This window comes from Bradyrhizobium sp. 191, assembly GCF_023100985.1.
Taxonomy (GTDB): domain Bacteria; phylum Pseudomonadota; class Alphaproteobacteria; order Rhizobiales; family Xanthobacteraceae; genus Bradyrhizobium; species Bradyrhizobium diversitatis.
Genome location: NZ_CP064692.1, coordinates 4169606 through 4194469 on the forward strand (window position 1 = coordinate 4169606; position 24864 = coordinate 4194469).

Annotated in this window: 21 protein-coding genes; 12 read left to right on the forward strand and 9 right to left on the reverse strand. The window is 64.2% G+C overall.

From position 1 onward, the window contains the following. Position 1: 1 nt before the first annotated feature. Positions 2-451 carry a carbon monoxide dehydrogenase subunit G gene (locus tag IVB23_RS19380; RefSeq protein WP_247799711.1) on the reverse strand — a complete coding sequence of 150 codons (450 nt, stop codon included), beginning with the start codon at positions 449-451 and terminating at the stop codon, positions 2-4. A gap of 558 nt (positions 452-1009) precedes the next feature. Here IVB23_RS19380 and IVB23_RS19385 point away from each other — a divergent pair. The 4 genes from IVB23_RS19385 to IVB23_RS19400 all read left to right on the forward strand — a co-directional run bounded on the left by IVB23_RS19385 (position 1010) and on the right by IVB23_RS19400 (position 6179). Next, the gene (locus IVB23_RS19385; RefSeq protein ID WP_061880337.1) at positions 1010-1495 is read left to right on the forward strand and encodes a (2Fe-2S)-binding protein; all 486 of its coding nucleotides are present in this window, start codon (positions 1010-1012) and stop codon (positions 1493-1495) included. Positions 1496-1578: 83 nt separating this feature from the next. Next, on the forward strand, positions 1579-3921 hold the full coding sequence (locus IVB23_RS19390) for a xanthine dehydrogenase family protein molybdopterin-binding subunit (protein WP_247799712.1): 2343 nt from the start codon (positions 1579-1581) through the stop codon (positions 3919-3921). Between the two features lie 138 nt (positions 3922-4059). Next, entirely contained in the window at positions 4060-4860 is an 801-nt protein-coding gene (locus tag IVB23_RS19395; protein WP_247799713.1) for a xanthine dehydrogenase family protein subunit M, read from the forward strand. A gap of 209 nt (positions 4861-5069) precedes the next feature. Then, positions 5070-6179: a CaiB/BaiF CoA-transferase family protein gene (locus tag IVB23_RS19400; RefSeq protein WP_197969241.1), complete on the forward strand. Its 1110-nt coding sequence runs from the start codon at positions 5070-5072 to the stop codon at positions 6177-6179. Between the two features lie 227 nt (positions 6180-6406). Here the strand turns inward: IVB23_RS19400 and hppD are convergent, their stop codons facing one another. Then, positions 6407-7522, reverse strand: a complete 1116-nt coding sequence (gene hppD, locus IVB23_RS19405) for a 4-hydroxyphenylpyruvate dioxygenase (RefSeq protein WP_247799714.1) — start codon at positions 7520-7522, stop codon at positions 6407-6409. A gap of 121 nt (positions 7523-7643) precedes the next feature. Between hppD and IVB23_RS19410 the strand changes: the two genes are divergently transcribed. Together IVB23_RS19410 and IVB23_RS19415 are read left to right on the forward strand one after the other, a co-directional pair. After that, entirely contained in the window at positions 7644-8123 is a 480-nt protein-coding gene (locus tag IVB23_RS19410) for an Lrp/AsnC family transcriptional regulator (protein ID WP_028178776.1), read from the forward strand. Positions 8124-8197: 74 nt separating this feature from the next. Beyond that, positions 8198-8509, forward strand: coding sequence for a DUF1272 domain-containing protein (locus IVB23_RS19415; protein WP_247799715.1), 312 nt, complete (start codon positions 8198-8200; stop codon positions 8507-8509). Positions 8510-8631: 122 nt separating this feature from the next. Here IVB23_RS19415 and fahA read toward each other — a convergent pair whose 3' ends face one another. From fahA to IVB23_RS19440, 5 genes are all read right to left on the reverse strand, one after another. Beyond that, the gene (gene fahA / locus IVB23_RS19420; RefSeq protein ID WP_247799716.1) at positions 8632-9903 is read right to left on the reverse strand and encodes a fumarylacetoacetase; all 1272 of its coding nucleotides are present in this window, start codon (positions 9901-9903) and stop codon (positions 8632-8634) included. Between the two features lie 179 nt (positions 9904-10082). Continuing rightward, entirely contained in the window at positions 10083-11429 is a 1347-nt protein-coding gene (gene hmgA / locus IVB23_RS19425) for a homogentisate 1,2-dioxygenase (protein WP_061880331.1), read from the reverse strand. 2 nt (positions 11430-11431) lie between these two features. Further along, complete coding sequence (locus IVB23_RS19430) at positions 11432-12388, reverse strand: MBL fold metallo-hydrolase (protein ID WP_247799717.1); 957 nt, start codon at positions 12386-12388, stop codon at positions 11432-11434. A 24-nt stretch (positions 12389-12412) separates the two neighbouring features. After that, positions 12413-12637, reverse strand: a complete 225-nt coding sequence (locus IVB23_RS19435; RefSeq protein WP_061880329.1) for a DUF2783 domain-containing protein — start codon at positions 12635-12637, stop codon at positions 12413-12415. 7 nt (positions 12638-12644) lie between these two features. Further along, positions 12645-14258, reverse strand: a complete 1614-nt coding sequence (locus IVB23_RS19440; RefSeq protein WP_247799718.1) for an FAD-dependent oxidoreductase — start codon at positions 14256-14258, stop codon at positions 12645-12647. Between the two features lie 111 nt (positions 14259-14369). Between IVB23_RS19440 and IVB23_RS19445 the strand changes: the two genes are divergently transcribed. Next, positions 14370-14912: a MarR family transcriptional regulator gene (locus tag IVB23_RS19445; RefSeq protein ID WP_197969246.1), complete on the forward strand. Its 543-nt coding sequence runs from the start codon at positions 14370-14372 to the stop codon at positions 14910-14912. Positions 14913-14997: 85 nt separating this feature from the next. Beyond that, positions 14998-15717, forward strand: coding sequence for a methyltransferase domain-containing protein (locus tag IVB23_RS19450; RefSeq protein ID WP_197969257.1), 720 nt, complete (start codon positions 14998-15000; stop codon positions 15715-15717). A 464-nt stretch (positions 15718-16181) separates the two neighbouring features. Here the strand turns inward: IVB23_RS19450 and IVB23_RS19455 are convergent, their stop codons facing one another. Next, positions 16182-16988, reverse strand: a complete 807-nt coding sequence (locus IVB23_RS19455; protein ID WP_197969247.1) for an N-acyl homoserine lactonase family protein — start codon at positions 16986-16988, stop codon at positions 16182-16184. Between the two features lie 367 nt (positions 16989-17355). Between IVB23_RS19455 and IVB23_RS19460 the strand changes: the two genes are divergently transcribed. The 4 genes from IVB23_RS19460 to IVB23_RS19475 all read left to right on the forward strand — a co-directional run bounded on the left by IVB23_RS19460 (position 17356) and on the right by IVB23_RS19475 (position 23955). Continuing rightward, positions 17356-18894, forward strand: a complete 1539-nt coding sequence (locus IVB23_RS19460) for a caspase family protein (protein ID WP_247799719.1) — start codon at positions 17356-17358, stop codon at positions 18892-18894. Positions 18895-19038: 144 nt separating this feature from the next. Further along, the gene (locus tag IVB23_RS19465) at positions 19039-19704 is read left to right on the forward strand and encodes an OmpA family protein (RefSeq protein ID WP_197969249.1); all 666 of its coding nucleotides are present in this window, start codon (positions 19039-19041) and stop codon (positions 19702-19704) included. A 172-nt stretch (positions 19705-19876) separates the two neighbouring features. Continuing rightward, positions 19877-20806, forward strand: coding sequence for an efflux RND transporter periplasmic adaptor subunit (locus IVB23_RS19470; protein WP_035670616.1), 930 nt, complete (start codon positions 19877-19879; stop codon positions 20804-20806). Further along, positions 20806-23955 (forward strand): efflux RND transporter permease subunit, encoded by a 3150-nt coding sequence (locus IVB23_RS19475; RefSeq protein ID WP_197969251.1) that lies wholly within the window; start codon positions 20806-20808, stop codon positions 23953-23955. The genes IVB23_RS19470 and IVB23_RS19475 overlap by 1 nt, the downstream gene beginning before the upstream one ends. A 94-nt stretch (positions 23956-24049) precedes the next feature. Here the strand turns inward: IVB23_RS19475 and IVB23_RS19480 are convergent, their stop codons facing one another. Further along, positions 24050-24724, reverse strand: a complete 675-nt coding sequence (locus IVB23_RS19480; RefSeq protein WP_197969252.1) for a Crp/Fnr family transcriptional regulator — start codon at positions 24722-24724, stop codon at positions 24050-24052. Between the last annotated feature and the right edge of the window lie 140 nt (positions 24725-24864).

The window sequence follows — 24864 nt, forward strand, 5'->3', positions numbered from 1 at the left end:
ATCACGATGATGGCGCTACCAACGCCGCGAAGCTTTGGAAGAAGTTCGCGGCAAGTTTTCGCGACGTCGACTCGATCAGACGCGAGCCGAGCTGTGCGAGCTTGCCGCCGATCTGCGCGTCGGCCTCGTAGTGCAGGATGGTGACGCCAGGCGCTTCTTCCTCCAGCCTGACCTTCGCGCCGCCCTTGGCAAATCCGGCGACGCCACCGGCGCCTTCGCCGACGATGCGGTAGCCATTGGGTGCATCGATGTCGGCCAACGTCACCTTGCCGCTGAACGTCGCCTTCACCGGACCGACCTTCAGCACCACAGTCGCGGTCATCTCCGTCGGGGACGCCATCTCGAGCGATTGGCAGCCGGGAATGCAGCGCCTGAGAATGTCGGGATCGTTGAGCGCGGTCCACACCGTGGCCTTGGACGCCGGGATCCGCTGACTGTCGTTCATCTGCATCGCTTCCACCCTTTTTGCCGTTGCCTGTCGGCTCGACTAGGGTGGCGCGGGCCTGCGATCAATCGCCAGGAAGTACTAGAGGGTCGTGGCCGATGCGGCTTACCGGCGAGCATCGTGCGGGCGCGGCTTCGCTGCATCGCCATAAGCAAAATCAATGACTTAGACCGTCGCCGCCTACTACCAAGATCGCGATTACAAAGGCGGGAGCGCGTGCTCCTATTCGTGCAACGAAGGCAGCATCAAGGGAGAAACGACGCACCGGGCCGCGTCCAGGGGCAAGTGGCGAGCACGACCAAGACACGCGCCGCCAGGACAAGCGCTTCGCATGATGGCCGTCGAACACACCATCGCGGCTGGAGGAGCGACCTTTTCCGCAAGCTTCCCGCAAGGTCGCACCATCCACTGGCGGCGGCGCGGAGCGTCGTGACCGGATCGTACGATTGCGACGGCCGCATGGTGTCATTTACATGACGCGCGGTCGCCAAAATCCCAGTTGCAAAGTTTCGCTCGCGCTGTCTCTAATTAGAACCAATCAAAATCATCCTGGGAGGACTTCAAGTGTCTACAGTCAAACTGACGGTCAACGGCAAGGCCGTCGCCGTCGACGTCGAGGACCGCACGCTGCTGGTCCAGCTTCTGCGCGATCACCTCAACCTCACAGGAACGCATGTCGGCTGCGACACCAGCCAGTGCGGCGCCTGCGTCGTGCACATGGATGGCCGTGCTGTGAAATCCTGCACCATGCTGGCGGGCCAGGCCGATGGCGCCAGCATCACCACCATCGAGGGCATCGCAAAGGGCGACGAGCTGCACCCGATGCAGGCCGCCTTCCGCGACAATCACGGCCTGCAATGCGGCTATTGCACGCCGGGCATGATCATGTCCGCGATCGACATCGTGCAACGCCATGGTGGCCAGCTCGACGAGGCGACCGTCCGCCACGAGCTTGAGGGCAATATCTGCCGCTGCACCGGCTACCACAATATCGTGAAAGCCGTGCTGGATGCGGCCGGACGCATGAAGGTTGCGCAGGCGGCCGAGTAGAGCGGCCGCCCCGCGACAAAAAAACCACTGCCGCTTTCGAGGGAAAGCGCAGGTCAACAAATTTCCGGTCGGGAGGACCAGACATGGGTGTTGAAGGCATCGGCGCGCGAGTCGTGCGCAAGGAAGACAAGCGTTTCATTACCGGCAAGGGCCGCTACGTCGACGACATCAAGCTTACGGGCATGACCCATGCCTATTTCATCCGCAGCCCGCACGCGCACGCCAAGGTGAAGGGGATCGACTCGTCCGCCGCGCTGAAGATGCCGGGCGTGGTCGCGGTGCTCACCGGCAAGCAGCTCGTCGACGACAAGGTCGGCAACCTGATCTGCGGCTGGGCCATCACCTCCAAGGACGGCAGCCCGATGAAGATGGGCGCATGGCCGGCCATGGCGCCCGAGACGGTGCGCTTCGTCGGCCAGGCCGTCGCCGTCGTGATCGCCGAGAGCAAGAATCTCGCACGCGACGCGGCGGAGGTCGTCGTCGTCGATTACGAGGAGCTTCCCGCAGTCGCCGACATGCAAGCCGCCATCAAGGCCGGCGCGCCGCAGCTTCACCCCGAGGCCCCCGGCAACCAGGTCTATGACTGGGTGATCGGCGACGAGAGCGCCACCGATGCCGCCTTTGCCAAGGCTGCCAATGTGGTGAAGCTCGACGTCACCAACAACCGTCTCGCCCCGAACGCGATGGAGCCGCGCGCAGCCATCGCCGATTACGACGCAGCGGAAGAGCACTTCACGCTCTATACGACCTCGCAGAACCCGCATGTCGCCCGCCTCGTGCTGTCGGCGTTCTACAACATCGCCCCCGAGCACAAGCTGCGCGTGATCGCCCCCGATGTCGGCGGCGGCTTCGGCTCCAAGATCTTCATCTATCCCGAGGAGATGGTGGCGCTGTGGGCCTCGAAGAAGGTCGGTCGTCCCGTGAAATGGACTGGCGACCGCACCGAGGCTTTCCTCACCGACGCGCATGGCCGCGACCACATCACCCATGCCGAGATGGCCTTCGACGCCAACAACAAGATCATCGGCCTGAAGGTGAAGACTTACGCCAATTTCGGCGCCTACATGTCGCTGTTCTCGTCCTCGGTTCCGACCTATCTCTACGCGACGCTGCTGTCGGGCCAGTACAACATCCCGGCGATCCATGCCGAGGTGATCGGCGTCTACACCAACACCACGCCGGTCGACGCCTATCGCGGCGCAGGCCGCCCGGAGGCGAGCTATCTGATCGAACGGCTGATGGAAACGGCGGCGCGGCAGCTCAACGTCGATCCGGCCCAGTTGCGCCGGACCAACTTCATCACCCAGTTCCCGCACCAGACGCCTGTGATCATGGCCTACGACACCGGCGACTTCAACGCTTCGCTCGATGCCGCGATGAAGGCGATCGACTATGCCGGCTTCCCCGCCCGCAAGGCCAAGGCGAAAGCCGACGGCAAGCTACGCGGCATCGGCGTATCCTGCTACATCGAGGCCTGCGGCATCGCTCCGTCCAAGGCGGTCGGCAGCCTGGGCGCCGGCGTCGGCCTGTGGGAATCGGCCGAGGTGCGCGTCAACCCGGTCGGCACCATCGAGATCCTCACGGGATCGCACAGCCACGGCCAGGGCCACGAGACCACCTTCTGCCAGCTCGTTGCAGAGCGCCTCGGCGTTCCCATCAGCCAGGTCTCGATCGTCCATGGCGACACCGACAAGGTGCAGTTCGGCATGGGGACCTACGGCTCGCGCTCCGCGGCCGTCGGCCTCACCGCCATCCTGAAGGCGATGGAGAAGATGGAGTCCAAGGCCAAGAAGATCGCCGCGCATGCGCTGGAGGCGTCCGAGGGCGACATCGTGATCGAGAACGGCGAGTTCAAGGTGGCAGGCACCGACAAGGCGATCGCCTTCCCGATGGTCGCGCTCGCGGCCTACACCGCACACAATCTGCCTGATGGGATGGAGCCGGGCCTGAAGGAGAGCGCCTTCTACGACCCGACCAACTTCACCTTCCCGGCCGGCGCCTATATCTGCGAGCTCGAGGTCGATCCCGGCACCGGCAAGACCTCCTTCGTCAACTTCGTCGCGGCTGACGATTTCGGCCGGCTGATCAACCCGATGATCGTCGAGGGCCAAGTCCATGGCGGCCTTGTGCAGGGCATCGGGCAGGCGCTGCTCGAGCACGCGATCTACGATGCCAACGGCCAGCCGATCACGGCCTCGTTCATGGACTACGCCATGCCGCGCGCCGACGACGTGCCGTCATTCAATCTCTCCCACACCACGACGCTGTGCCCGGGCAATCCGCTGGGCATCAAGGGTTGCGGTGAGGCCGGCGCAATCGGCGCTTCTGCGGCCGTGATCAACGCGATCACGGATGCGATCGGCAAGAACAATCTGGAAATGCCCGCAACCCCCGATCGGGTGTGGCGCACGATCCACGCGGCTTGACTGCTCATCATCGTCATTCCGGGGCGACGCGAAGCGTCGAACCCGGAATCTGAAGCTACGAATTCAACCTCGAAATTCCGGGTCTGCGCCTGCGGCGCATCCCGGAATGACAGAGAAAAGATTTCAGGAGCAACCAAGATGTACCAGACCACCTATCATCGCGCCTCCTCGGTCGACGAGGCCGCCAGTCTGTTCGCCAAGAGCAGCGAGGCGAAATTCCTCTCTGGCGGGCAGACATTGCTGCCGGTGATGAAGCAGCGCCTCGCAGGTCCCTCCGACGTGATCGACCTTGCCAAGATCAAGGACATGATCGGCATCGAAGCCTCCGGCGACACGCTGACCATCAAGGCCGCCACGCCGCATTACGATGTCGCGAGCAGCGACGCTGCCAAGAAGGCGATCCCTGCGCTTGCCTATCTGGCCTCGCTGATCGGCGATCCCGCCGTGCGCTACCGTGGCACGATCGGCGGCTCGATCGCCAACAACGACCCCGCCGCGGACTATCCGGCCTCATTGCTCGCGCTCGACGCGACCGTGAAGACCAACAAGCGGTCGATCGCGGCCGCCGATTTCTTCAAGGGCCTGTTCACGACCGCGCTTGAAGACGGCGAGATCATCACCGCCGTGTCGTTCCCTGTTCCGGCGAAAGCGGGCTATTCCAAGATGCCGCATCCGGCCTCGCGTTTCGCGCTGACCGGCGTGTTCGTCGCGCAGACCAAGTCGGGCGAGGTTCGGGTGGCCGCCACCGGCGCCTCGCAGAATGGCGTGATGCGGGTGCCTGCGATCGAAGCCGCACTGAAGGCGAACTGGTCGCCGGCAGCGATCGACAGCGTCAGCATTCCGGCGAGCGGGTTGCTGGCCGACATCCATGGCTCGGCGGAGTACCGCGCCAACCTCGTCAAGGTGATGGCGCAGCGCGCGGTGGCTGCTGCGGGCTGACGATCACGCTCCAGCGTCTCAGCACAAATTTTCCGCGGCGCGCACTTCGGTGCGCGCCGTTTTATTTTGGCCGTGCGGCATCAAAACTGCTTGCCTCGTCGGCGTGAAGGCGGGAAAGTTAATCGGCCGATTAACTCGCTCAACAGAAGAAACGTTTGAGGCGTTTGCCGGATCACCGGCACCTGCCCGCGACCCGAGGAAACAACAACGTGCTCGACAAACCAGCCCCCACCTCGACCGTCCGCACCTCCGGCCCGCTCTCGGGCTTCCGCATCGTCGAATTCGCCGGCATCGGTCCTGGTCCGTTCGCCTGCATGATGCTGGCCGACATGGGCGCCGACGTCGTCACGCTCGATCGCGTCGGCGCGAAGAAGAGCATGAAGTCGGTGGCGGGCCGCGGCCGCAAGGTGATCGAGCTCGACCTCAAGGACAAGGCCGCGATTGCACAGGTGCTCGACCTGCTTGCCAGCGCCGATGCCCTGGTCGAGGGCTTCCGTCCCGGCGTGATGGAGCGGCTCGGGCTCGGGCCCGACGTGGTGCTCGCGCGCAATCCAAAGCTGGTCTATGGCCGCATGACCGGCTGGGGCCAGGAAGGCCCGCTCGCGAATGCCGCCGGCCACGACATCAACTACATCTCCATCACCGGCGCGCTTGCCGCGATCGGCACGAAGGAAGCGCCAGTGCCGCCGCTCAACCTGGTCGGCGATTTCGGTGGCGGCGCGCTCTATCTCGTCGTCGGCGTGCTCGCGGCACTGCTGGACGCGCAGAAGTCCGGCAAGGGCCAGGTGGTCGATGCCGCCATGTGCGACGGCGCGGCCTCTCTGATGTCGTTCTTCTTCGACATGACCGCGATCGGGCGCTGGACCGAGGGGCGCGACCAGAACTTCCTCGACGGCGGCGCGCATTTCTACGGCGTCTATGAATGCGCCTGTGGCCATTTCGTCTCGATCGGCTCGATCGAGCCGCAGTTCTACGCGCTGCTGCGCGAGCATGCCGGGCTCACCGACACCGATTTCGACGCGCAGATGGATCCCAAGGCCTGGCCCGCGCTGAAGGAAAAGCTCAAGACGGTGTTCAAGAGCAAGTCGCGCGAGGACTGGTGCAAGATCATGGAAGGCACCGACATCTGCTTCGCGCCGGTGCTGACCATGTCGGAGGCCACGCAGCATCCGCACATGGTCGCGCGAAAGGTCTTCGTGGAACGTCACGGCATCAAGCAGCCGGGGCCGGCGCCACGGTTCTCGCGCACGCCCTCGAAGGTGCGCGAGCCGGAGCCGGCGGAGATCGCCGCGGTGATGCAGGCGTGGGCAGGACGTTAGGCTCTCTGCTGTCGCCTCACTCTCCGCTGTCGTCCCGGACAAGCGCGCCATAAGCGCGCGCCGATCCGGGATCCATAACCACAGGGAGTGGTTTGGCGAAGATTCGTGGTTCGGTACTCCTACCGAACACAATGGATGGATTCCGCGGTATGGGTCCCGGATCGGCGCTTACGCTTGTCCGGGACGACACCCTTTGTAGAGACGACGACGTCGGCAACAGCGGCAGCTTAAGCCGCGTCCACCTTCAACACCCCGCGCCGGATCTGATCCTCCTCGATCGATTCGAACAGGGCCTTGAAATTGCCCTCGCCGAAGCCGTCGTCGCCCTTGCGCTGGATGAACTCGAAGAAGATCGGGCCGATCGCATTGGCCGAGAAGATCTGCAGCAGCACCTTGGTCTGGCCGCCCTCGACCACGCCCTCGCCGTCGATCAGGATGCCGTTCTTCTTCAGCCGCGCCAGATCCTCGCCATGCTTGGGCAGGCGCGCATCGATCTTCTCGAAATAGGTGTCGGGGGGCGACGGCATGAACGGCAGGCCGGCTTCGCGCAGGCCTTCGATGGTGCGGTAGATGTCGCGGCAGCCGCAGGCGATGTGCTGGATGCCCTCGCCGCGATAGGTCTTGAGATATTCCTCGATCTGGCCGGACTCGCCGGCGTCCTCGTTGATCGGAATCCTGATCTTGCCGTCCGGGCTGGTCAGCGCGCGCGAGAACAGGCCGGAGGCGCGGCCCTCGATGTCGAAGAAGCGAATCTGGCGGAAGTTGAACAGCTTCTCATAGAAGCCGGCCCAGACGTCCATGCGGCCGCGATGGACGTTGTGGGTGAGATGGTCGAGATAGAACAGGCCGGCGCCGACCGGCTTGGAATCGCGTGCGCCGAGCCATTCGAACTCGGCATCATAGGCCGAGCCATTGGCGCCGTAGCGGTCGACGAGATAAAGCAGGCTGCCGCCGATCCCCTTGATGGCGGGGACGTCGAGAGTCTTCTGCGCCGATGGCACATCGGCAGGTTCGGCGCCGAGCGAAATCGCGCGGTCATAGGCCGCCTTCGCGTCGACGACGCGAAAGGCCATCGACGGCGCACAGGGGCCATGCGCGGCGACGAACTCGTAGCCGTGGGTGCCGGGCTGCTCGTTGACGAGATAGTTGATGTCGCCCTGGCGATAGACCGTGATCTTCTTGGTCCTGTGGCGCGCGACGGGCGCATAGCCCATCAGCTTGAACAGCGCGTGCAACTGTTCCGGATCGGGATGCGCATATTCGACGAACTCGAATCCGTCGGTGCCCATCGGATTGTCGGCGCTGATCGTGGCCGGCGGTGCATCGTGCGGAAACGGACCCATGGTGCTCTCCCGAATTGCTGCTGGGAGGAACTATCCTTCATAGGGTGCGCAAGGGGCGTGCAAATGGGACGCGATTTCGCTACTCTATGCATGATTTGTGCAATAAATGGACGATTGACGCATGATTCCTGTGGACGCCTTTGACCTCAAGATCCTGGGCGCACTCCAGGACGACGGCCGCCTCACCAACCAGGAGCTCGCCGACCTCGCGGGCCTCTCCGCCTCGCAATGCTCGCGGCGGCGGATGCGGCTGGAGGAGGAGAAGGTGATCGCGGGCTATCATGCCGACCTCTCCAGCGAGGCGCTCGGCTTCGGCGTGATCGCCTTCATCCAGGTGGGACTGGCAACTCATTCGCCGGACAATTCGAAACGCTTCCGCGCGCTGGTGAACCGGATCGACGAGATCCAGGAGGCGTATTCGCTCACGGGCGATGCCGACTATGTGCTCAAGGCCGTGCTGCGCGACCTCAAGGGCCTCTCCAACCTCGTCAACGACGTCTTGATGCCGCACCAGAGCGTGGCGCATGTGCGCTCCTCGATCGTGCTCGACAGGCTCAAGGAAAGCTCACGGCTCCCGCTCAAGGAAATCAGGGCCGGCTGAAATCGAGGGAACTATGGCATTCGCGCGAGGCGCACGATCTGCGATGATTGCAGCTCCATGTGCGGAGATTCAACATGGCCCTCCAGCTTCGGCCAAACTGCGAATTTTGCGACCGCGACCTGCCGCCGAGCGCGACGGACGCGCGGATCTGCTCCTATGAATGCACGTTCTGCGCGGATTGCGTCGAGACCAAGCTGTTCAACGTCTGCCCGAATTGCGGCGGCGGTTTTGCCCCACGCCCGATCAGGCCGGCGCAGGAATGGCGGCCGGGGGTCTGCACAGCGAAGCAGGCGCCGTCCGACAAGCGAGTGCATCTGAAGTACAGCGTGGAGGATGTCGCGGCGCATTGCGCGCGGATCAAGGACGTGCCGCCGGAGAGGCGGTAGGCTCTCTCCACGCCGTCATTGCGAGGAGCCCTTGCGACGAAGCAATCCAGAAGCTTTCCGCGGAGAGATTCTGGATTGCTTCGCTGCGCTCGCAATGACGGTGCTTGTGGCGGCGACCGCTCCTACTCCGCCGGCAGAATCGTCCCCTCGACCTCGCCGAAGCCGACGCGATAGCCGTTGCCCTGGCACCAGCCGCGCATCACGAGGCTGTCGCCGTCTTCCAGGAACGAGCGCTTGGCGCCGCCGGGCAATTCCACCGGCTCGGTGCCGTTCCAGCTGATCTCCAGAAGACTGCCGCGCTGGTCCTTCTCCGGGCCGGAGATGGTGCCGCTGCCCAGGAGATCGCCGACATTCATGGCGCAGCCGCCGGAAGCGTGGTGCATGAGCTGCTGCACCGAGGACCAGTACATGTACTTGAAATTGGTGCGGCTGATGCCGGCGGGTGCATTGGCACCCGCCGCGCGCAGGGACACGTCGAGCGCGATGTCGTAGTTCTGCGGCTTCGTCTGCTTGAGATAGTCAAGCGGCACCGGCTCCTGCTCCGGCCCCTTCAGCCGGAACGGCTCCAGCGCCTCGCGCGTCACCACCCAGGGGCTGATCGAAGTCGCAAACGCCTTGGCGAGAAACGGCCCGAGCGGCACATATTCCCATTGCTGGATGTCGCGCGCACTCCAGTCGTTGAGCAGCACGAAACCGAAGATCATCTCCTCGGCCTGTTGCTCCGTGAGCATGCCGCCCATCGGCGAGGGCTGGCCGATGACGACGCCCATCTCCAGCTCGAAATCGAGTCGCTTGCACGGCCCGAAGCTCGGCACATCCACATTCGGTGGCTTCAGTTGCCCGCGAGGCCGCTTCACCTTCGTGCCGGAGACCACGACGGTCGATGCGCGGCCGTTATAGGCGATCGGCATATGCAGCCAGTTCGGCTGCAGCGCATTGTCCTTGCCGCGGAACATCACGCCGACATTGGTGGCGTGCTCTTTCGAGGAATAGAAATCGGTGTAGCCGGAGACGGTGAAGGGCAGATGCAGTTTGGCAGCCGACATGGGAACCAGGGCCAGCTTGCGCAACTCGTCATTGTCGCGCAATTCGGGATTGTCGTGCCGCAAGAGCTCGCTGATCCGCGCGCGGGTCGTCGACCACACCTTCGGGCCCAACGACATGAACGGATTCAGGCTGCCTGCCGCAAAGGTCCCCGGCTGCCCGACATCGAGGCGGCCATCCTGCTCGAGCTCCCACAGATCAAGAATGTAGGCGCCGATGGCGACACCAACGCGCGGCGCCAATCCATTCGCCGAGAACACGCCATGGGGCAGGTTCTGGATCGGGAAGTCCGAGGCCGGATCGACGTCGATGAAGGAGCGGAGGCTGGGGTCGTTGGGGTGTGTCGTCACGTCTGGCCCGGTCCTTTCTTCCTTCTCCCCTTGTGGGAGAAGGTGGCGCGAAGCGCCGGATGAGGGGTTCTATCCGCGAATCTAGAATGAGAGAGGTCCACTCGCGGAGAGAACCCCTCACCCGTCTCGCCGCTACGCGGCGAGCCACCCTCTCCCACAAGGGGGAGAGGGCGCGACCGTCACGGCCGGTTAGGATCGAACTTCTTCTCCAGGCCCTTCCAGCAATCCGCGTAATCGTCCTGCAGCGTGGACGCCTTCGCCGCATGCGCGGTGACGCGCTGCGGGTAGCGGGTCTCGAACATGAAGGCCATGGTGCCGGTCAGCTTCACCGGCTTCAGCTCGCCATTGCTGGCGTGCTCGAAGGCGTCGCGGTCCGGGCCATGCGGCAGCATGCAATTGTGCAGGCTCATGCCGCCGGGGACGAAGCCTTGCGGCTTGGCGTCATAGACGCCGTAGATCAGCCCCATGAACTCGCTCATGATGTTCATGTGGTACCAGGGCGGACGGAACGTGTTCTCCGCGACCATCCAGCGCTCGGGGAAGATCACGAAGTCGATGTTCGCGGTGCCCGCGGTCTCCGACGGTGAGGTCAGCACCGTGAAGATCGATGGATCGGGATGGTCGAAGCCGATCGCGCCGACGGGAGAGAAGGTGCGCAGATCATATTTGTACGGCGCGTAATTGCCGTGCCAGGCGACGACGTCGATCGGCGAATGCGGCAGCGTGGTCTTGAACAGCGAACCGCCCCACTTCACGAACAGTTCCGTAGGCGTGTCCTTGTCCTCGTAGTTCGCAACCGGCGTCAGGAAGTCGCGCGCATTGGCAAGGCAGTTGGCGCCGATCGGCCCGCGCTCCGGCAGCGTGAAGGCACCGCCGTAATTTTCGCAGAGATAGCCGCGCGCCGGGCCATTCGGAATCTCGACGCGGAACTTGACGCCGCGCGGGATCACCACGATCTCGCCCGGCTCGGCATCGATACGACCGAACTCGGTGACAACGCGAAGATTACCCTGCTGGAGCACGAACATCAGCTCGCCGTCGGCATCGTAGAAATGCTGATCCACCATCGACTTGGTGATGAGGTAGACATGTGCGGCCATGCCGGCCTGGGTATTCACGTCACCAGCCGTCGTCATGGTCTGCACGCCCTGAACGAAGGTGACCTCATCCTTCGGAAGCGGCGTCGGGTCCCAGCGCAGCTGCGCGATCGGCAGGTCGTATTCATGGCACGGCGCCGAGCGCCACAGGCCGGCGTCGACCTTCTCGAAGCGGCCGGAATGCTTCACGGAAGGGCGGATGCGATAGAGCCAGGAGCGCTCATTGCTGCCGCGCGGCGCGGTGAAGGGCGAGCCGGAGAGCTGCTCGGCATAGAGCCCGTAGGCGCAGCGCTGCGGCGAGTTGCGGCCGATCGGCAGCGCGCCCGGCAGTGCCTCGGTCTCAAAGCTGTTGCCGAAGCCGGACATGTAGCCCGGCGTCACCTGGGCCGAGCTGCGGATGATCTGGTCAGGCGAGGTGTTGATGTTCATGACTATCCTCCTCCTTGCAAGGCAGCCCACATTTCCTGGTCGCGCTTGTCAGTCCAGATCACGGGGTCGTCGATGCCCGACGCCTCGTCATAGGCGCGCGACACGTTGAACGGCAGGCAGTGCTCGTAGATGGCGAAGCTGTGGAATTTCGGGTCCATCACCTCGCGGGTTGCCGCCATCGATTCCTTCAGCGTGCGGCCACGAGCAACGGAGATCTCGGCCGCGCCATACAGCGAGGTGACGAAGTCGCGCGTCATCGCGATGGCCTCGCGCACCGTGGCCGTGCCCTTCAGCGCATCGCCGCGGCCCGGCGCGATCGCCTTGGGATTGAAGTTGCGGATCTCGTTCAACGTCATCGGCCATTCGCGCAGATGCGCATCGCCGCAATAGCAGGCCGAGTGATATTCGATCAGGTCGCCGGAGAACATCACCCCCGCGTCCGGCACCCAGGCGACGATGTCGCCCGAGGTGTGGCCGGCGCCCAGTTGCATCAGGCGAACCTCGCGCTTGCCGAGGTAAATCGTCATCTCGCCTTCGAAGGTCAGCGTCGGCCAGGTCAGGCCGGGGATGCTCTGCGCATCCTGGAACAGCCGCGGGAAGCGGCCGTATTCGGAATCCCAATCCTGCTTGCCACGCTCCGCGATCAGCCGATAGGTCTCCTGCGAGGCAACGATGCCTTGCGCCTTGTAGGCGGAGGCACCGAGCACGCGCACGGCGTGATAGTGCGACAGCACGACATATTTGATCGGCTTGTCGGTGACTGCGCGCACGCGCTCGATCACCTTGTTCGCCATCGCGGGCGTCGCCTGCGCGTCGAACACGAGGCAGCCGTCGTCGCCGACGATGACGGCGGTGTTGGGATCGCCCTCGGCGGTGAAGGCATAGAGATCCGTACCGATCTCGGAGAAGGTGATCTTCTTCTCGGAGAGATCGCCAGTGGATGCGAAGTTCTTCGCCATCAATTCGTCCTTCAAGTCACCGGGTTATTGTTGCTGCTGTTGTTGCTGTTGGCCGTCGATCATGCGGCGCTTCGCAAGCCCGATCGCTTCGCGCAGCACGTCGATATCGCCGATATGGTTGGCGAGGATCAGCACCAGCGCCGAATCGAAATCGGCGCTCTGCTCCTCGGTGAGACCGCGATGCGCCTCGACAATGGCGCGGAAGGCATCGTCGGGGCGTGCGAAGTTGGAGCTGGTGGAAAGCGGCATGCGAACCTCAATACAAGCCTTCGGCACGCACCAGCGCTGCCGCGATCGCCGCACGCGCCGGATGGCGGAAGCGCGCCGCGACATAACCATCCGGCCTCAGCAGATAGGCGGCGCCCGGTTCGGCGGCGTAACGCTTCGCGACCAAGCCCGAGGGATCGGCGAACCCGCCCTTGCCGCCGATGCGGATGCCCTTGACGCCATCGGGCGCGTCGATGGCCGCACCATTGCTGAACGACAGCAGGGTAAAGTCCGTTCCACCCTTGCGGAAGGCATCCGTCAGATAGATCTGCTCGCCGGCCGGCGTCGTGACGGGAGCGTCGAGCATGGAACAGCCGGGCGACGGTCCACCGTGCCACGTATCCGCGTCGAGCGAGGACAAAGGGGAGTCATAGCTGCATGGCACCGAAAGCCGGCCGCCATTGACCATGCGCTTGCCGAACTCGGTCTCCTTCGCCAGCGACAGCACCGCCTTGCGCAGCCGCGCCTCCTGATGCGAGTTCGGCGCCATGAAGTCGGTCGAGCGGGTGGATTCGCGAATGTTCTCGTCGGCCGCCATGCTGCGCTCGAGATGATAGCTCTCCAGCAGGCTCGCGGGCGATCTGCCGCGCAGCACACGGTCGAGCTTCCAGGACAGATTCTCCGCGTCTTCGAGCCCGGAATTGGCGCCGCGCGCGCCGAAGGGCGAGACCTGATGCGCGGAATCGCCGGCGAAGACCACGCGGCCATGGATGAAGCGGTCCATCCGCCGGCACTGGAATTTGTAGAGCGAGATCCACTCGAACGCGAACTTGTCGTGGCCGAGCATACGCGCGATCCGCGGCCGCACGTTCTCGGGCTTCTTCTCGACGACAGGATCAGCGTAGCGGTTGAGCTGGAGGTCGATGCGCCAGACATCATCGGGCTGCCGGTGCAGCAGCGCCGACCGCCCGGCATGGAACGGCGGATCGAACCAGAACCAGCGCTCGGTCGGGAATTCCGCAGTCATCTTGACGTCGGCAATGAGGAACTGATCCTCGAACACCTGACCAGCGAACTCGGCGCCGACCATCTGCCGCAACGAGGAGCGCGCGCCGTCGCAGGCAACGACGTATTGAGCAAGCACGCGGTACGCGCCCTCGGGCGTCTCGATCGTCAACGCGACGGAACCGTTGCGTTGCTCGAGCGCCGTCACCTTGTTGCGCCAGCGCAGGTCGATCTCGGGCAAATCGTCGATGCGGTCGACCAGATAGGCCTCGGCGTAATATTGCTGGAGATTGATGAAGGCCGGCCGCTTGTGGCCGTTCTCCGGCAGGAGATTGAACTGGTAAAGTTGGGATTCGCCGTGGAAGATGCGGCCGACGCTCCACACCACCCCCTTGTCGACCATGCGGTCGCCGACGCCGAGCCGGTCCCAATATTCCAGCGAGCGCTTCGAGAAGCAGATCGCGCGAGAGCCCTCGCCGATACGATCGGCATCATCCAGGAGGACGACACGCTGGCCGCGCTGAGCAAGATCGATCGCAAGCGACAGCCCGACCGGGCCCGCACCGACGACCACGACCGCGTGCTCGGCCGGGCTCTGGCCGGAACGATCCTGATCGGGGTGGCGTCGATAGCCGAACTGGGACTTGGCCTGCGCCATACACACTAACCTCGGCTCTGGTCAGGAGAGGATTGATCTGCTAGATAGTCTCACGTGCAACTATTTTGGACCGGAGCCGGCCGGCCGTCAACTGGAATTCGGAGCGCTTCCTTGACGAGGACATCCAGCAACATCGCGCTGAAGGCGCGTGAGGCCGACGAGGCTTCGGCGCGGCCAAAGCCACGGCTCGACCTGTTCAAGTTCGTGCCGTTCCGCCTCAACCGGCTCGCAGCGGAAGTCAGTTCCGCGCTTTCGGTCGAATATCAGGAACGCCATGGCCTCGACATTCCGGCCTGGCGCGTGATCGCCACCCTCGGCTTCCGCAACGATGCCTGCAGCGCACAGTTCATCGCGCAATGCACCCGCACGCACAAATCCACCATCAGCCGCGCGGTGACCACGCTGCTCAACAGCGATCTGATTGAACGGGTCGAGAACGAGGCCGACCGCCGCGAATTCCGGCTGCAACTGACGAGGAAGGGCCGTGCGCTCTACGAGGAGCTGTTCCCGCAATTGTTGCGGCGCGAGGACGAGATCCTCGCCTGCCTCTCCGCGCAGGAGCGCAGGCAACTCTCGGCCCTGCTCGGCAAGATCGAGCAGAGCCTCGACCTGATCCAGACCAGCGAAGAAGCCGACGCAAAGCAGGCGTATTAGGGACTCATAGAGGCGCGGACGTCGGCGTTTGAGGGTCCTGTTGAGGAATCTTGGTAGGCCCGTGACGGCACTGGCTTATATAGCGATGCTCCTTGTGGCGCTTGTCGCAACTCGCGCATACGCCGCTGACATAGGTCATCTGGCCCCCCCTGGCGTCGCTGCAAACGAGTTTCCCTCGCCACAGCGTCCTGTTGCAAGAATCGTCAGCCCCCGCCGCTCCGCCGAAGAGCACCGCGATGCCCTCGATGAGGCCGGTCAAATCGCACGTCTGCTTGAACTGAAACCAGGCATGACAGTCGGCGACATTGGAGCAGGCGGTGGCTACCACACGGTCAGGCTCTCGCACCTCGTCGGACCCGCCGGCTCTGTCGTTGCCCAGGACGTCACGCTGGATTACCTCGTCGAACTCGCCAGGCGAACAAAACTTCTGAAGTTGACAAACGTGCAATTCGCGCTCGGCGAACCACACGACCCGCGTCTGCCCGCTTCCTCGCTGGATGCCGCTATCCTTGTGCATATGTATCACGAGATAGCGCAACCCTATGCCTTCCTCTACAATCTCGCGCCCTCCTTGAAGCAGGGTGCGCGGGTCGGAATTGTCGATCTTGAGCTTCCGACGCCGAAGCATGGCACGCCAATTGCGCTGTTGCGCTGCGAATTGACTGCCGTCGGCTATCGCGAGGTCGCCACATATAGGCTCGCAGGGGACAGAGGATACCTGGCGGTATTCTCTCCGCCGGAGCTAGCGGCTCGAAAATCTCCTCGCGATATCGTTGCTTGTGGCGATCCTGCCGGCACTCGTTGACACCATATCTGCCGCCCGTCTCGGAGACCGCACGCGTCCGAAGAAAAGGTCAGCTCACAGGATGGGTAGATCGTCAGCGAAACCCATCAATCCCTCCGCCTGTGGCGAGGCATGATGGGTTTGGCCAAGACTCGGAGTTGCCAGCTCGCGCGGCGACTCCTCCCTGGGGGTATGGGTCCCGGATCGGCGCGCGCTTGATGCGCGCTTGTCCGGGACGACAGCGGAGTATGAGACGACGGCCAAAACCTCAATCGTCGTCCCGGACAAGCAGAGCTCTAGACAACGCAAAGCGTTGTCTAGAGCGAAGCGCAGATCCGGGACCCATAGCCACAGGGAGATGTTTGGCGAAGACTCGGAGTTGCCAGCTCGCGCGACGACTCCTCCCTGGGGGTTATGGGTCCCGGATCTACGCGCGCTTTGGGCGCGCTTGTCCGGGACGACGAGCATGGGGCAGGCCTCAGCGGCTATCTCGCAAACGATCGCGTCGGCGGCATATGCAGCGCCCAGGCGTCGACCTTCTCGCTGGCACGCGGATAGATCTCCGTCACGATCGGATCATGACCGGGAATGTATCTATCGGGGTGACCGGCGAGGCGCTCGATCGTCTCCCACCCCTGCGCCATGTCGCCGACATTGTAGACGATCGGGAACGGGCTCCTGCGCTGCAGATTGGCGTAGTAATGCGCGGCATCGGATGCCAGCACCACCGGGCCGCGCGCGGTTTCGACTCTGACCACCTGCAAGCCGTCGGAATGGCCGCCGACACGATGCACGGTGACGCCCGGAGCGACCTCGCCGTCACCCGAATAGAAGCTGACGCGCTCGCGATAGACATGGCGCACCATCTGCGTGACGTGTTCGACCGAGAACGGATGTCGCAACAGTCCGTTGCACATGCAGCGTCCCGTCGCGTAAGCCATCTCGCGCTCCTGGAGATGGAAGCGCGCATTCGGGAAGCGGTCGAGATTGCCGGCATGGTCGTAATGCAGATGCGTCACGATGACGTCGCGAATCGCAGATGCGGCAACCCCGAAGCGCTCCAGCGCATCGACCGGGTTGAGCGTCAGCTTGCGCGCCCGCGCGCTCGCCTCCTCGGCATTGAAACCGGTGTCGACCAGAATGTCGCGGCCACCGCCACGGATCAGCCAGACGAAATAGTCGAGGTCCTGCGCCGCACTGTCATGTGGATCGGGTGCCAGGAAGTTCATGCTGGGGGTGCGCGGCGACATCGTCGCGTAGCGCAGGGCGTAGATTTCGTAGACGTTTCCCATGGCCTTGCTTTTCTGAGTTGGATCTTCTGGGACGATCGAGCACACCAAGCCATCGTCGGCAGGAAAGGTCAAACGGGGCATTGCGTCGGGGGCCGGCCCCGCAATGTGAGACCAATCACATTTTCATCGCCATGGTTGCCCTTACATGCTGCCGATAGGATCGAACCAGGCCGCGCCGAGTACCGTCATGACAGCCCGTCTAATCCCCCTCGCGGCACGCCCATACGTTGCGGTCAATCGCTACGATAATGCCGAATCTCCAAGCGGTTGACGCCCCCCGTCCCCGGTTTGATAATGCAGGAAGCGTAAGTTAAGGTCGCCGCGGCGCAAGCTGGAACGGCGCCTTTTTGGCTGGACCGCGCTGATTATGAAAATTCGCTTCGTTTTTCTTCTGCTCTTGCTCGTCTCGCTTGTCCCGACTGCCCCATCGCTTGCGGCCGGCGACCGCTTTGCGCTGGTCATCGGCAACGCCAAATATCCGGACGCGGATGCTCCGCTGAAGGAACCGATCAACGATGCGCGCGACGTCGCCGATGAGCTCAAGCGGGACGGCTTCTCGGTCGAGGTCGGCGAGAACCTGACCGGCGACGCGATGCGCCGCGCCTTCGACAAGCTCTACGGCAAGATCAAGCCGGGATCGGTGGCGCTGGTGTTCTTCAGCGGTTTCGGCATCCAGTCGGCGCGCCAGAGCTACTTGCTTCCGGTCGATGCGCAGATCTGGACGGAGTCCGACGTACGCCGAGATGGTTTCAGCCTCGAGACCGTGCTCGGCGAGCTCAACAGCCGCGGCGCCGGCGTCAAGATCGCGCTGATCGATGCGTCCAGGCGCAATCCGTTCGAGCGCCGGTTCCGCAGCTTCTCGGCCGGCCTGACCCCGGTCATCGCGCCCAACGGCACTCTGGTGATGTATTCGGCGGCGCTGGCCTCGGTGGTCTCGGACGCCGGTGGCGACCACAGCCTGTTCGTCCAGGAGTTGTTGAAGGAGATCCGCGTTCCCGACCTGATGGCCGAAGAGACGCTGAACCGCACCAAGATGGGCGTCACCCGTGCCTCTCGCGGCGAGCAGGTGCCGTGGATTTCCTCGTCATTGGCCGAAGATTTCTCGTTCATTCCGGGCGCCGGCGGATCGCGTCCCGCAACGACGCCGCCGCCCGCGCCTCCCGCTGCGCCGGCCGTCGTCGCCAACAACCCGCCGCCGGCACCACCTGCCCCGCCGGCACCGGCGCCGAAGCCGGCCGACACTGCTGCGGCACCGGCTCCTGCTGCTCCAGCTGCCCCCGCACCCGCGCCGCCCCCCGCGCCGAAGCCGCAGATCGAGGCCGCCCTGCCGCCGCCACCACCGCCGGTGAAACCGATCGATCCCGGCCTCGCGCCGAGCGCCGACAGCGGACCCAGCGCCGCCGCGCTGGCTGACGATCCCACGATCAAGGGCCTGACCGCCAAGATCGCCACCAATCCGGACGACGTGAACGCGCTGTACCGGCGCGGCCAGGTCTATGCCAGCAAGGGCGCCTACAACCTTGCGATCAAGGATTTCGACGACACGCTCCGGATCAATTCGAAGGACGTCGAGGCGCTGAACAACCGCTGCTGGACTCGCACCGTGGTCGGTGACCTCCAGGGCGCGCTGAAGGATTGCAACGAGGCATTGCGGCTTCGGCCGAACTTCGTCGATGCACTGGACAGCCGGGGACTCGTCAACCTCAAGTCGGGCGCGGTGAAGAACGCCATCGCCGATTTCGACGCGGCCCTGAAGATCAACCCGCGCCTGACCTCTTCGCTCTACGGACGGGGCCTTGCCAAGCAACGCAACGGCTCGGCCCAGGAAGGGGCGCTGGACATCGCCAATGCCAAGGCGATGGATCCGAACATCGTTCAGGAATTCGCAAGCTACGGAGTGCGTTGATATTTTTTCGAGTTGAGGCCGTCGAAGCCTCGAACCTTGGATGGGCCAAGAAAGACTAATGGGCGGATGCCGCAAGAGGCCTTTTCCGAGGCTTGTTGCCGGAATTTGGAAGCACGCAAGCTGGCTGAGCAGGAGGGACTGGCTATGAGATCGGCTGCAAAAGGACTTACCGCGATCCTGTCCATCATCATCGTCGGCGCCGCTCTGTCATTGCCGCGCGCCTACGCAGGCGATGACGGCAACAGCAAGAATGTCACCGAGGACGAGATCGTCCGCGCGCTCGCGCCGCCAGCCAAGAAGCCCTTGACCCGCGGCCTCTCGATCGGCCCGCAGACCGAATCCGCGCCGAACGCGGCGGAGACCAAGCTGATTCAGTCCGTGCGCGGCCGCTCGACACGCTCGCTGTCGTCGACCGAGCGCGAGGAAATCGCTTCAGTCGTCAAGGACAAGCCGAACATCGACCTCGAAATCACGTTCGACTACAACTCCGCCAATATCAGCGCCAAGTCGATGCCGTCGGTGCAAGCGCTCGGCCGGGCGCTGACCAGTCCCGACCTGAAGGGCTCGACCTTCGTGGTCGCCGGCCACACCGATGCCGCCGGCGGCGAAGCCTACAACCAGGACCTGTCGGAGCGTCGCGCCGATTCGATCAAGCGCTACCTCGTCGAGAAATACAGCATCTCCGCGACCGATCTCGTCACCGTCGGCTATGGCAAGAGCAAGCTCAAGAATCCAAGCCAGCCGCTGGCAGAGGTCAACCGCCGCGTGCAGGTCGTCAACATGGAAAACAAGACTACCGCGTCGAAGTGAGCTCATCGACGAAGTGAGCTCGACGTAATCCTTTACAGTGAACAGTCGTGATGTGGTGTAAGGTCTCGCTTCCAAAGCGCGTCCCGCAACCTTGCGGGACGCTTTATTTCGGGGAAACGCTCTGTCTGGGCCTCGCACGGACGGCCGTGAGCCAGGCCAGGATGATCCGGCGATGAATCTGACTCAATATCTCAAGCCGGCCGGAACTGTGCTGTTCGTCGCCGTGCTCGGCGTCGGCTATTATCTGTTCGAGCATCGACATCGCCCCGAAGCGAAGGAGACGCCGGGCGAGGCGCTCGTCATCGTGACGAAGTCGACCAACGCCTGCTTCTCCGACCTGGTCCGGGTGACCGGCTTCTTCGTGCCGCGCCGCGAGGCGGTGGTCGTTGCCGACCAGGAAGGCTCAAGAGTCACCGACCTCCTGGTCACCGAAGGCGCCATTGTCGCCGACAACCAGGAGCTGGCGCGCCTGACTGCGCCGCCGCAGATTCCGGGGCAGCCGCAGCGACCCGGCCCACAAGGCCCGATCTCGTTGAGAGCACCTGCGCCGGGGCTCATCACCGAGGTCCGCACCATCGTCGGCGCGCCGGCCTCGCCGCAGGCCGGTCCGATGTTCCGCATCGCCGTCAACAACGAGATCGAGCTCGACGCCCAGGTGCCGGCGGTGCACATGTCCAAGCTCAGTTCCGGCGCGACCGTGCGCATCAGCCGCGACGACGCGCCCGATCTGATCGGACGCGTCCGGCTGGTCGCGCCCGAAATCGACCGCACGACCCAGCTCGGGCGCGTCCGTATCAGCGTCACCAACAATCCATCCCTCAAGGTCGGCGTGTTCGCCCGCGCCTCGATCGACGCCAAGCGCAGCTGCGGCGTCTCGATCCCCAAGACCGCGATCGACCATCTGATGGTGCAGGTCGTCAAAGGCAATGTCGTCGAGACGCGCAAGGTGCGGGTCGGACTGTCGTCCGACACCTCGACGGAAATCCTGGAAGGGCTCGAGGTCGGCGAAATCGTCGTGGCCGACGCCGGCTCTTCGCTCCATGATGGCGACCAGATCAAGACCATGTTCGCCGATGAACTCGATCGCACGCGGGTACGCTGATGGCTCTCAATATCTCGGCATGGTCTATTCGTCATCCGCTGCCGTCTGTCGTCTTTTCGATCATCCTCCTGGTTCTCGGCTGGACCTCCTTCACCAGGCTTGCGGTGACGCGGCTGCCCTCGGCCGACATCCCCGTGATCTCGGTTGCGGTCTCGCAGTTCGGCGCCGCGCCAGCCGAGCTCGAATCCCAGGTCACCAAGACGGTTGAAGACGCGGTCTCCGGCGTCGAGGGCGTCAGGCACATCACCTCCTCGATCACCGACGGCCTGTCGGTCACCACGATCCAGTTCGCGCTCGAGACCAACACCGACCGCGCGCTCAACGACGTCAAGGACGCGGTGACGCGCGTGCGCTCCAACCTGCCGCAGAACGTCACCGAGCCGCTGATCCAGCGCGTCGACGTCATCGGCCTTCCGATCGTCACCTATGCCGCGATCTCGCCCGGCAAGACGCCGGAGCAGCTCTCCTATTTCGTCGACGACGTGGTCAAGCGCGCGCTTCAGGGCGTACGCGGCGTCGCGCAGGTCGAGCGCATCGGCGGTGTCGAACGCGAGATCCTGGTCTCGCTCGATCCCGATCGCTTGCAGGCCATGGGCCTGACTGCCGTCAATGTCAGCCAGAGCCTGCGCGGCACCAATGTCGACGTCGCCGGCGGCCGCGCCGAGATCGGCAAGAACGACCAGGCGATCCGCACGCTCGCCGGCGCCAAGACGCTGGGCGATCTCGCCGGCACCATGATTCCGCTGTTCGGCGGCGGCGAGGTCCGGCTCGACGATCTCGGCACCGTCACCGACACCATCGCCGACCGCCGCACCTTCGCCCGCTTCAATGGCGAGCCGGTGGTCGCGCTCGGCATCAAGCGCTCCAAGGGAGCCAGCGACGTGAAGGTGGCCGAAGCCGTGCAGAAGCGCATCGACGCGCTCAAGGCGGCCTATCCCGACGTCGATCTGAAGGTGATCGACACCTCGGTCGAATACACCAACGGCAATTACCACGCGGCGATCTCGACCCTGTTCGAAGGCGCCATCCTCGCCGTCGTCATCGTGCTGCTGTTCCTGCGCGACCTGCGCGCGACCATCATCGCCGCGATCTCGCTGCCGCTGTCGATCTTCCCGGCGTTCTGGGCGATGGACCTGCTCGGCTTCTCGCTGAACCTCGTCAGCTTTCTCGCCATCACGCTGTCGACCGGCATTCTCGTCGACGATGCCATCGTCGAGATCGAGAACATCGTCCGGCACATGAACATGGGCAAGTCGCCCTACCGCGCCGCGCTGGAGGCCGCCGACGAGATCGGCCTCGCGGTCATCGCGATCTCGCTGACCATCATCGCGATCTTCGCACCGGCGAGCTTCATGTCGGGCATTGCCGGACAGTTCTTCAAGCAGTTCGGCATCACCGTCTCGGTGCAGGTGTTCTTCTCGCTGCTCGCGGCCCGCTTCGTCACCCCGGTTCTGGCAGCCTACTTCCTCAAGCACCATACGCATGTGGAACCGCCGCCCGGCCGCATCTTGCGGTCCTATCACCGGATCGTGGCCTGGTCGGTGAAGCACTATTTCATCACGGTGCTGATCGGCCTCGGCGTCTTTGCCGCCTCGATCTGGAGCATCACGCTGCTGCCGCAGGGCTTCCTGCCGGCGCAGGACAGCGCCCGCTCGCTGCTTGCCCTCGAGCTGCCGCCGGGCACCCAGCTCGCCTACACCGAAAAGGTCACCGAGGACATCGTCGCGCGCCTGCGCAAGCGGCCCGAGGTCAAGAGCATCTTCGTCGACGGCGGGCGCGTCCCGCCGGGAACCCAGGAAGTGCGGCGCGCCGCCCTGATCATCAACTACACGCCCAAGAACAGCCGCGACATCACCCAGCGCGAGCTTGAATTCTCGATCAGCCAGGAGCTGGAGAACGTTCCCGATATCCGCTTCTGGTTCCTGGACGAGAACGGCCTGCGCGCGATCTCGCTGGTGGTGACCGGTGTCGATCCCAACATCGTCAACAACGTCGCGAGCGAGCTTGCGACGCAGATGAAACGCATTCCCACCATCGCCAATGTGATCTCGGAGACCTCGCTGGAGCGTCCCGAGCTGCGTATCGAACCGCGCGCCGATCTCGCCGCACGGCTCGGCGTGTCCACCGAAAGCCTGTCGCAGACCATCCGTGTCGCCACCATCGGCGACGTCGGCCCTGCGCTCGCCAAATTCGACGTCGGCGATCGCCTGGTACCGATCCGGGTGCAGCTCGAGGATGCCGCGCGCGGCAATCTGAAGACGCTCGAACAGTTGCGCGTGCCGCTCGGCGAGCGCGGCGAGAAGGGCGGCGTGCCGCTCTCGGTCATCGCCGATGTCAAGCTCGACCAGGGTCCGACCAGCATCAACCGCTACGACCGTGAGCGGCAGGCAACCGTGGCGGCCGACCTCGTCGGCTCCGCCGCGCTCGGCGACGCCACCAAGAAGATCTACGACCTGCCGGTCATGAAGACTCTGCCGAAGGGCGTGAAGGTCTCGCCCTCCGGCGACGCGGAAAGCCTGAACGAACTGTCCGACGGCTTCGCGACCGCGATCACGGCGGGACTGATGATGGTCTACGCCGTGCTGGTGCTGCTGTTCGGCACCTTCCTGCAGCCGATCACCATCCTGTTCTCGCTGCCGCTCTCGATCGGCGGCGCTATCGCCGCGCTGCTCGTCACCGGCAAGCAGCTCACCACGCCGGTGTGGATCGGCATCCTGATGCTGATGGGTATCGTCACCAAGAACGCGATCATGCTGGTGGAATTCGCGATCGAAGCCATTCGCGCCGGCAAGCGGCGCGAGGAAGCCATGATCGACGCCGGCATGAAGCGGGCCCGCCCGATCGTGATGACCACGATCGCGATGGCCGCGGGCATGATGCCGAGCGCGCTCGCGGTCGGCGCCGGCGGCGAGTTCCGCTCGCCGATGGCGCTCGCGGTGATCGGCGGCCTGATCTTCTCGACCATCCTGTCGCTGGTGTTCGTGCCCGCGATGTTCATGGTGATGGACGATTTCGGCGCCCTGATCTGGCGCTTCGCCAAGCGGCTGATCGTGCACAGCGAGGACGCCGAGACGGATGATCACCACGGAACGACTCCAGCGGAGGCGCCCCGCGTGCCAAAGAACTTCGTGCACCCGGCGGCGGAGTAGGACCGCGCGTCTCAAACGGAGGACGACGCTGGTTGGGTGCGATGATGAGTGCGCGGCGAGCAGGAAGATCGGACGCCGCGAGCCGCCGCATCTCCTACTCGTTCCGCGCGATCGCGGTCAGCTTGGTCATGTTCCGCAGCAATATCCGGCCGCGCTGGAGATCGAGAATCGCCTCCTTGCGCCAGGCCTGAAGCTGGCGGTTGACGCTCTCGCGGGCGGCACCGACGAAGACGCCGAGCTGCTCCTGCGAGATGTGGACCTCGGAGCCGAAATCGGCGGCGAGCGCGCAGAGCCGCCGGGCCAGGCGCACCGGCAGCGGCTGCAGCATGGATTCCTCCATGCGCTCGCTCTGCCAGCGGATGCGCTGGCACAGCAGAGCGATGATCTTGATGGCGACCTTTGGCTCGCGCTCGAGGAAGCCGAGGAAATCTTCGCGCCGCAGCACGAACAATTCGCTGGTCTCGCCCGCAGTGGCGTCCGCCGTGCGGCTCTGGCCGTCCAGCACCGCGACCTCGCCGAACAGGTCGCCAGGGCCCATGAAATTCAGCGTCAGCCGGCTGCCATCGGAGGCGCCGGTCTCGATGCGGACCTGGCCGCGGCGCACGCCGAACAGCGCGTCCCCGGGATCGCCCTTCTGGAACAGCACCTCGCCATTCCCCAAATGCTGGGTGTGACAGAGATTGGACAGTCGCTGGAGCTCGTCTGCGCCGAGATCGGCGAACATCGGGTTCATCTTCAGGATGACCGCAAATTCGGCCTGCTTGCTCATTTCAATGTCCTTGTGAACGTCACTGTTCCTGTCAAATCGCTTGAAACCATCAAACTTCAGGATCGCGTAAAACCGCGCCGGAGAAGTGTGTCATAAGTCACATAACTTTGCAGCACCCCCGGACTATTTTTACGCGCTTG

Excerpts from the sequence above, each read along its gene's own strand:
- IVB23_RS19435 (WP_061880329.1), bottom strand. The coding sequence starts at position 12,637 with ATGCCGCTTTCCACCAGCTCCAACTTCGCACGCCCCGACGATGCCTTC.
- IVB23_RS19390 (WP_247799712.1), top strand. The coding sequence starts at position 1,579 with ATGGGTGTTGAAGGCATCGGCGCGCGAGTCGTGCGCAAGGAAGACAAG.
- IVB23_RS19455 (WP_197969247.1), bottom strand. The coding sequence starts at position 16,988 with ATGGGAAACGTCTACGAAATCTACGCCCTGCGCTACGCGACGATGTCG.
- IVB23_RS19410 (WP_028178776.1), top strand. The coding sequence starts at position 7,644 with ATGATTCCTGTGGACGCCTTTGACCTCAAGATCCTGGGCGCACTCCAG.
- IVB23_RS19480 (WP_197969252.1), bottom strand. The coding sequence starts at position 24,724 with ATGAGCAAGCAGGCCGAATTTGCGGTCATCCTGAAGATGAACCCGATG.
- IVB23_RS19395 (WP_247799713.1), top strand. The coding sequence starts at position 4,060 with ATGTACCAGACCACCTATCATCGCGCCTCCTCGGTCGACGAGGCCGCC.
- IVB23_RS19450 (WP_197969257.1), top strand. The coding sequence starts at position 14,998 with ATGCTCCTTGTGGCGCTTGTCGCAACTCGCGCATACGCCGCTGACATA.
- IVB23_RS19440 (WP_247799718.1), bottom strand. The coding sequence starts at position 14,258 with ATGGCGCAGGCCAAGTCCCAGTTCGGCTATCGACGCCACCCCGATCAG.
- IVB23_RS19460 (WP_247799719.1), top strand. The coding sequence starts at position 17,356 with ATGAAAATTCGCTTCGTTTTTCTTCTGCTCTTGCTCGTCTCGCTTGTC.
- IVB23_RS19465 (WP_197969249.1), top strand. The coding sequence starts at position 19,039 with ATGAGATCGGCTGCAAAAGGACTTACCGCGATCCTGTCCATCATCATC.
- IVB23_RS19430 (WP_247799717.1), bottom strand. The coding sequence starts at position 12,388 with ATGGCGAAGAACTTCGCATCCACTGGCGATCTCTCCGAGAAGAAGATC.
- IVB23_RS19470 (WP_035670616.1), top strand. The coding sequence starts at position 19,877 with ATGAATCTGACTCAATATCTCAAGCCGGCCGGAACTGTGCTGTTCGTC.
- hmgA (WP_061880331.1), bottom strand. The coding sequence starts at position 11,429 with ATGAACATCAACACCTCGCCTGACCAGATCATCCGCAGCTCGGCCCAG.
- IVB23_RS19415 (WP_247799715.1), top strand. The coding sequence starts at position 8,198 with ATGGCCCTCCAGCTTCGGCCAAACTGCGAATTTTGCGACCGCGACCTG.
- hppD (WP_247799714.1), bottom strand. The coding sequence starts at position 7,522 with ATGGGTCCGTTTCCGCACGATGCACCGCCGGCCACGATCAGCGCCGAC.
- IVB23_RS19380 (WP_247799711.1), bottom strand. The coding sequence starts at position 451 with ATGCAGATGAACGACAGTCAGCGGATCCCGGCGTCCAAGGCCACGGTG.
- IVB23_RS19475 (WP_197969251.1), top strand. The coding sequence starts at position 20,806 with ATGGCTCTCAATATCTCGGCATGGTCTATTCGTCATCCGCTGCCGTCT.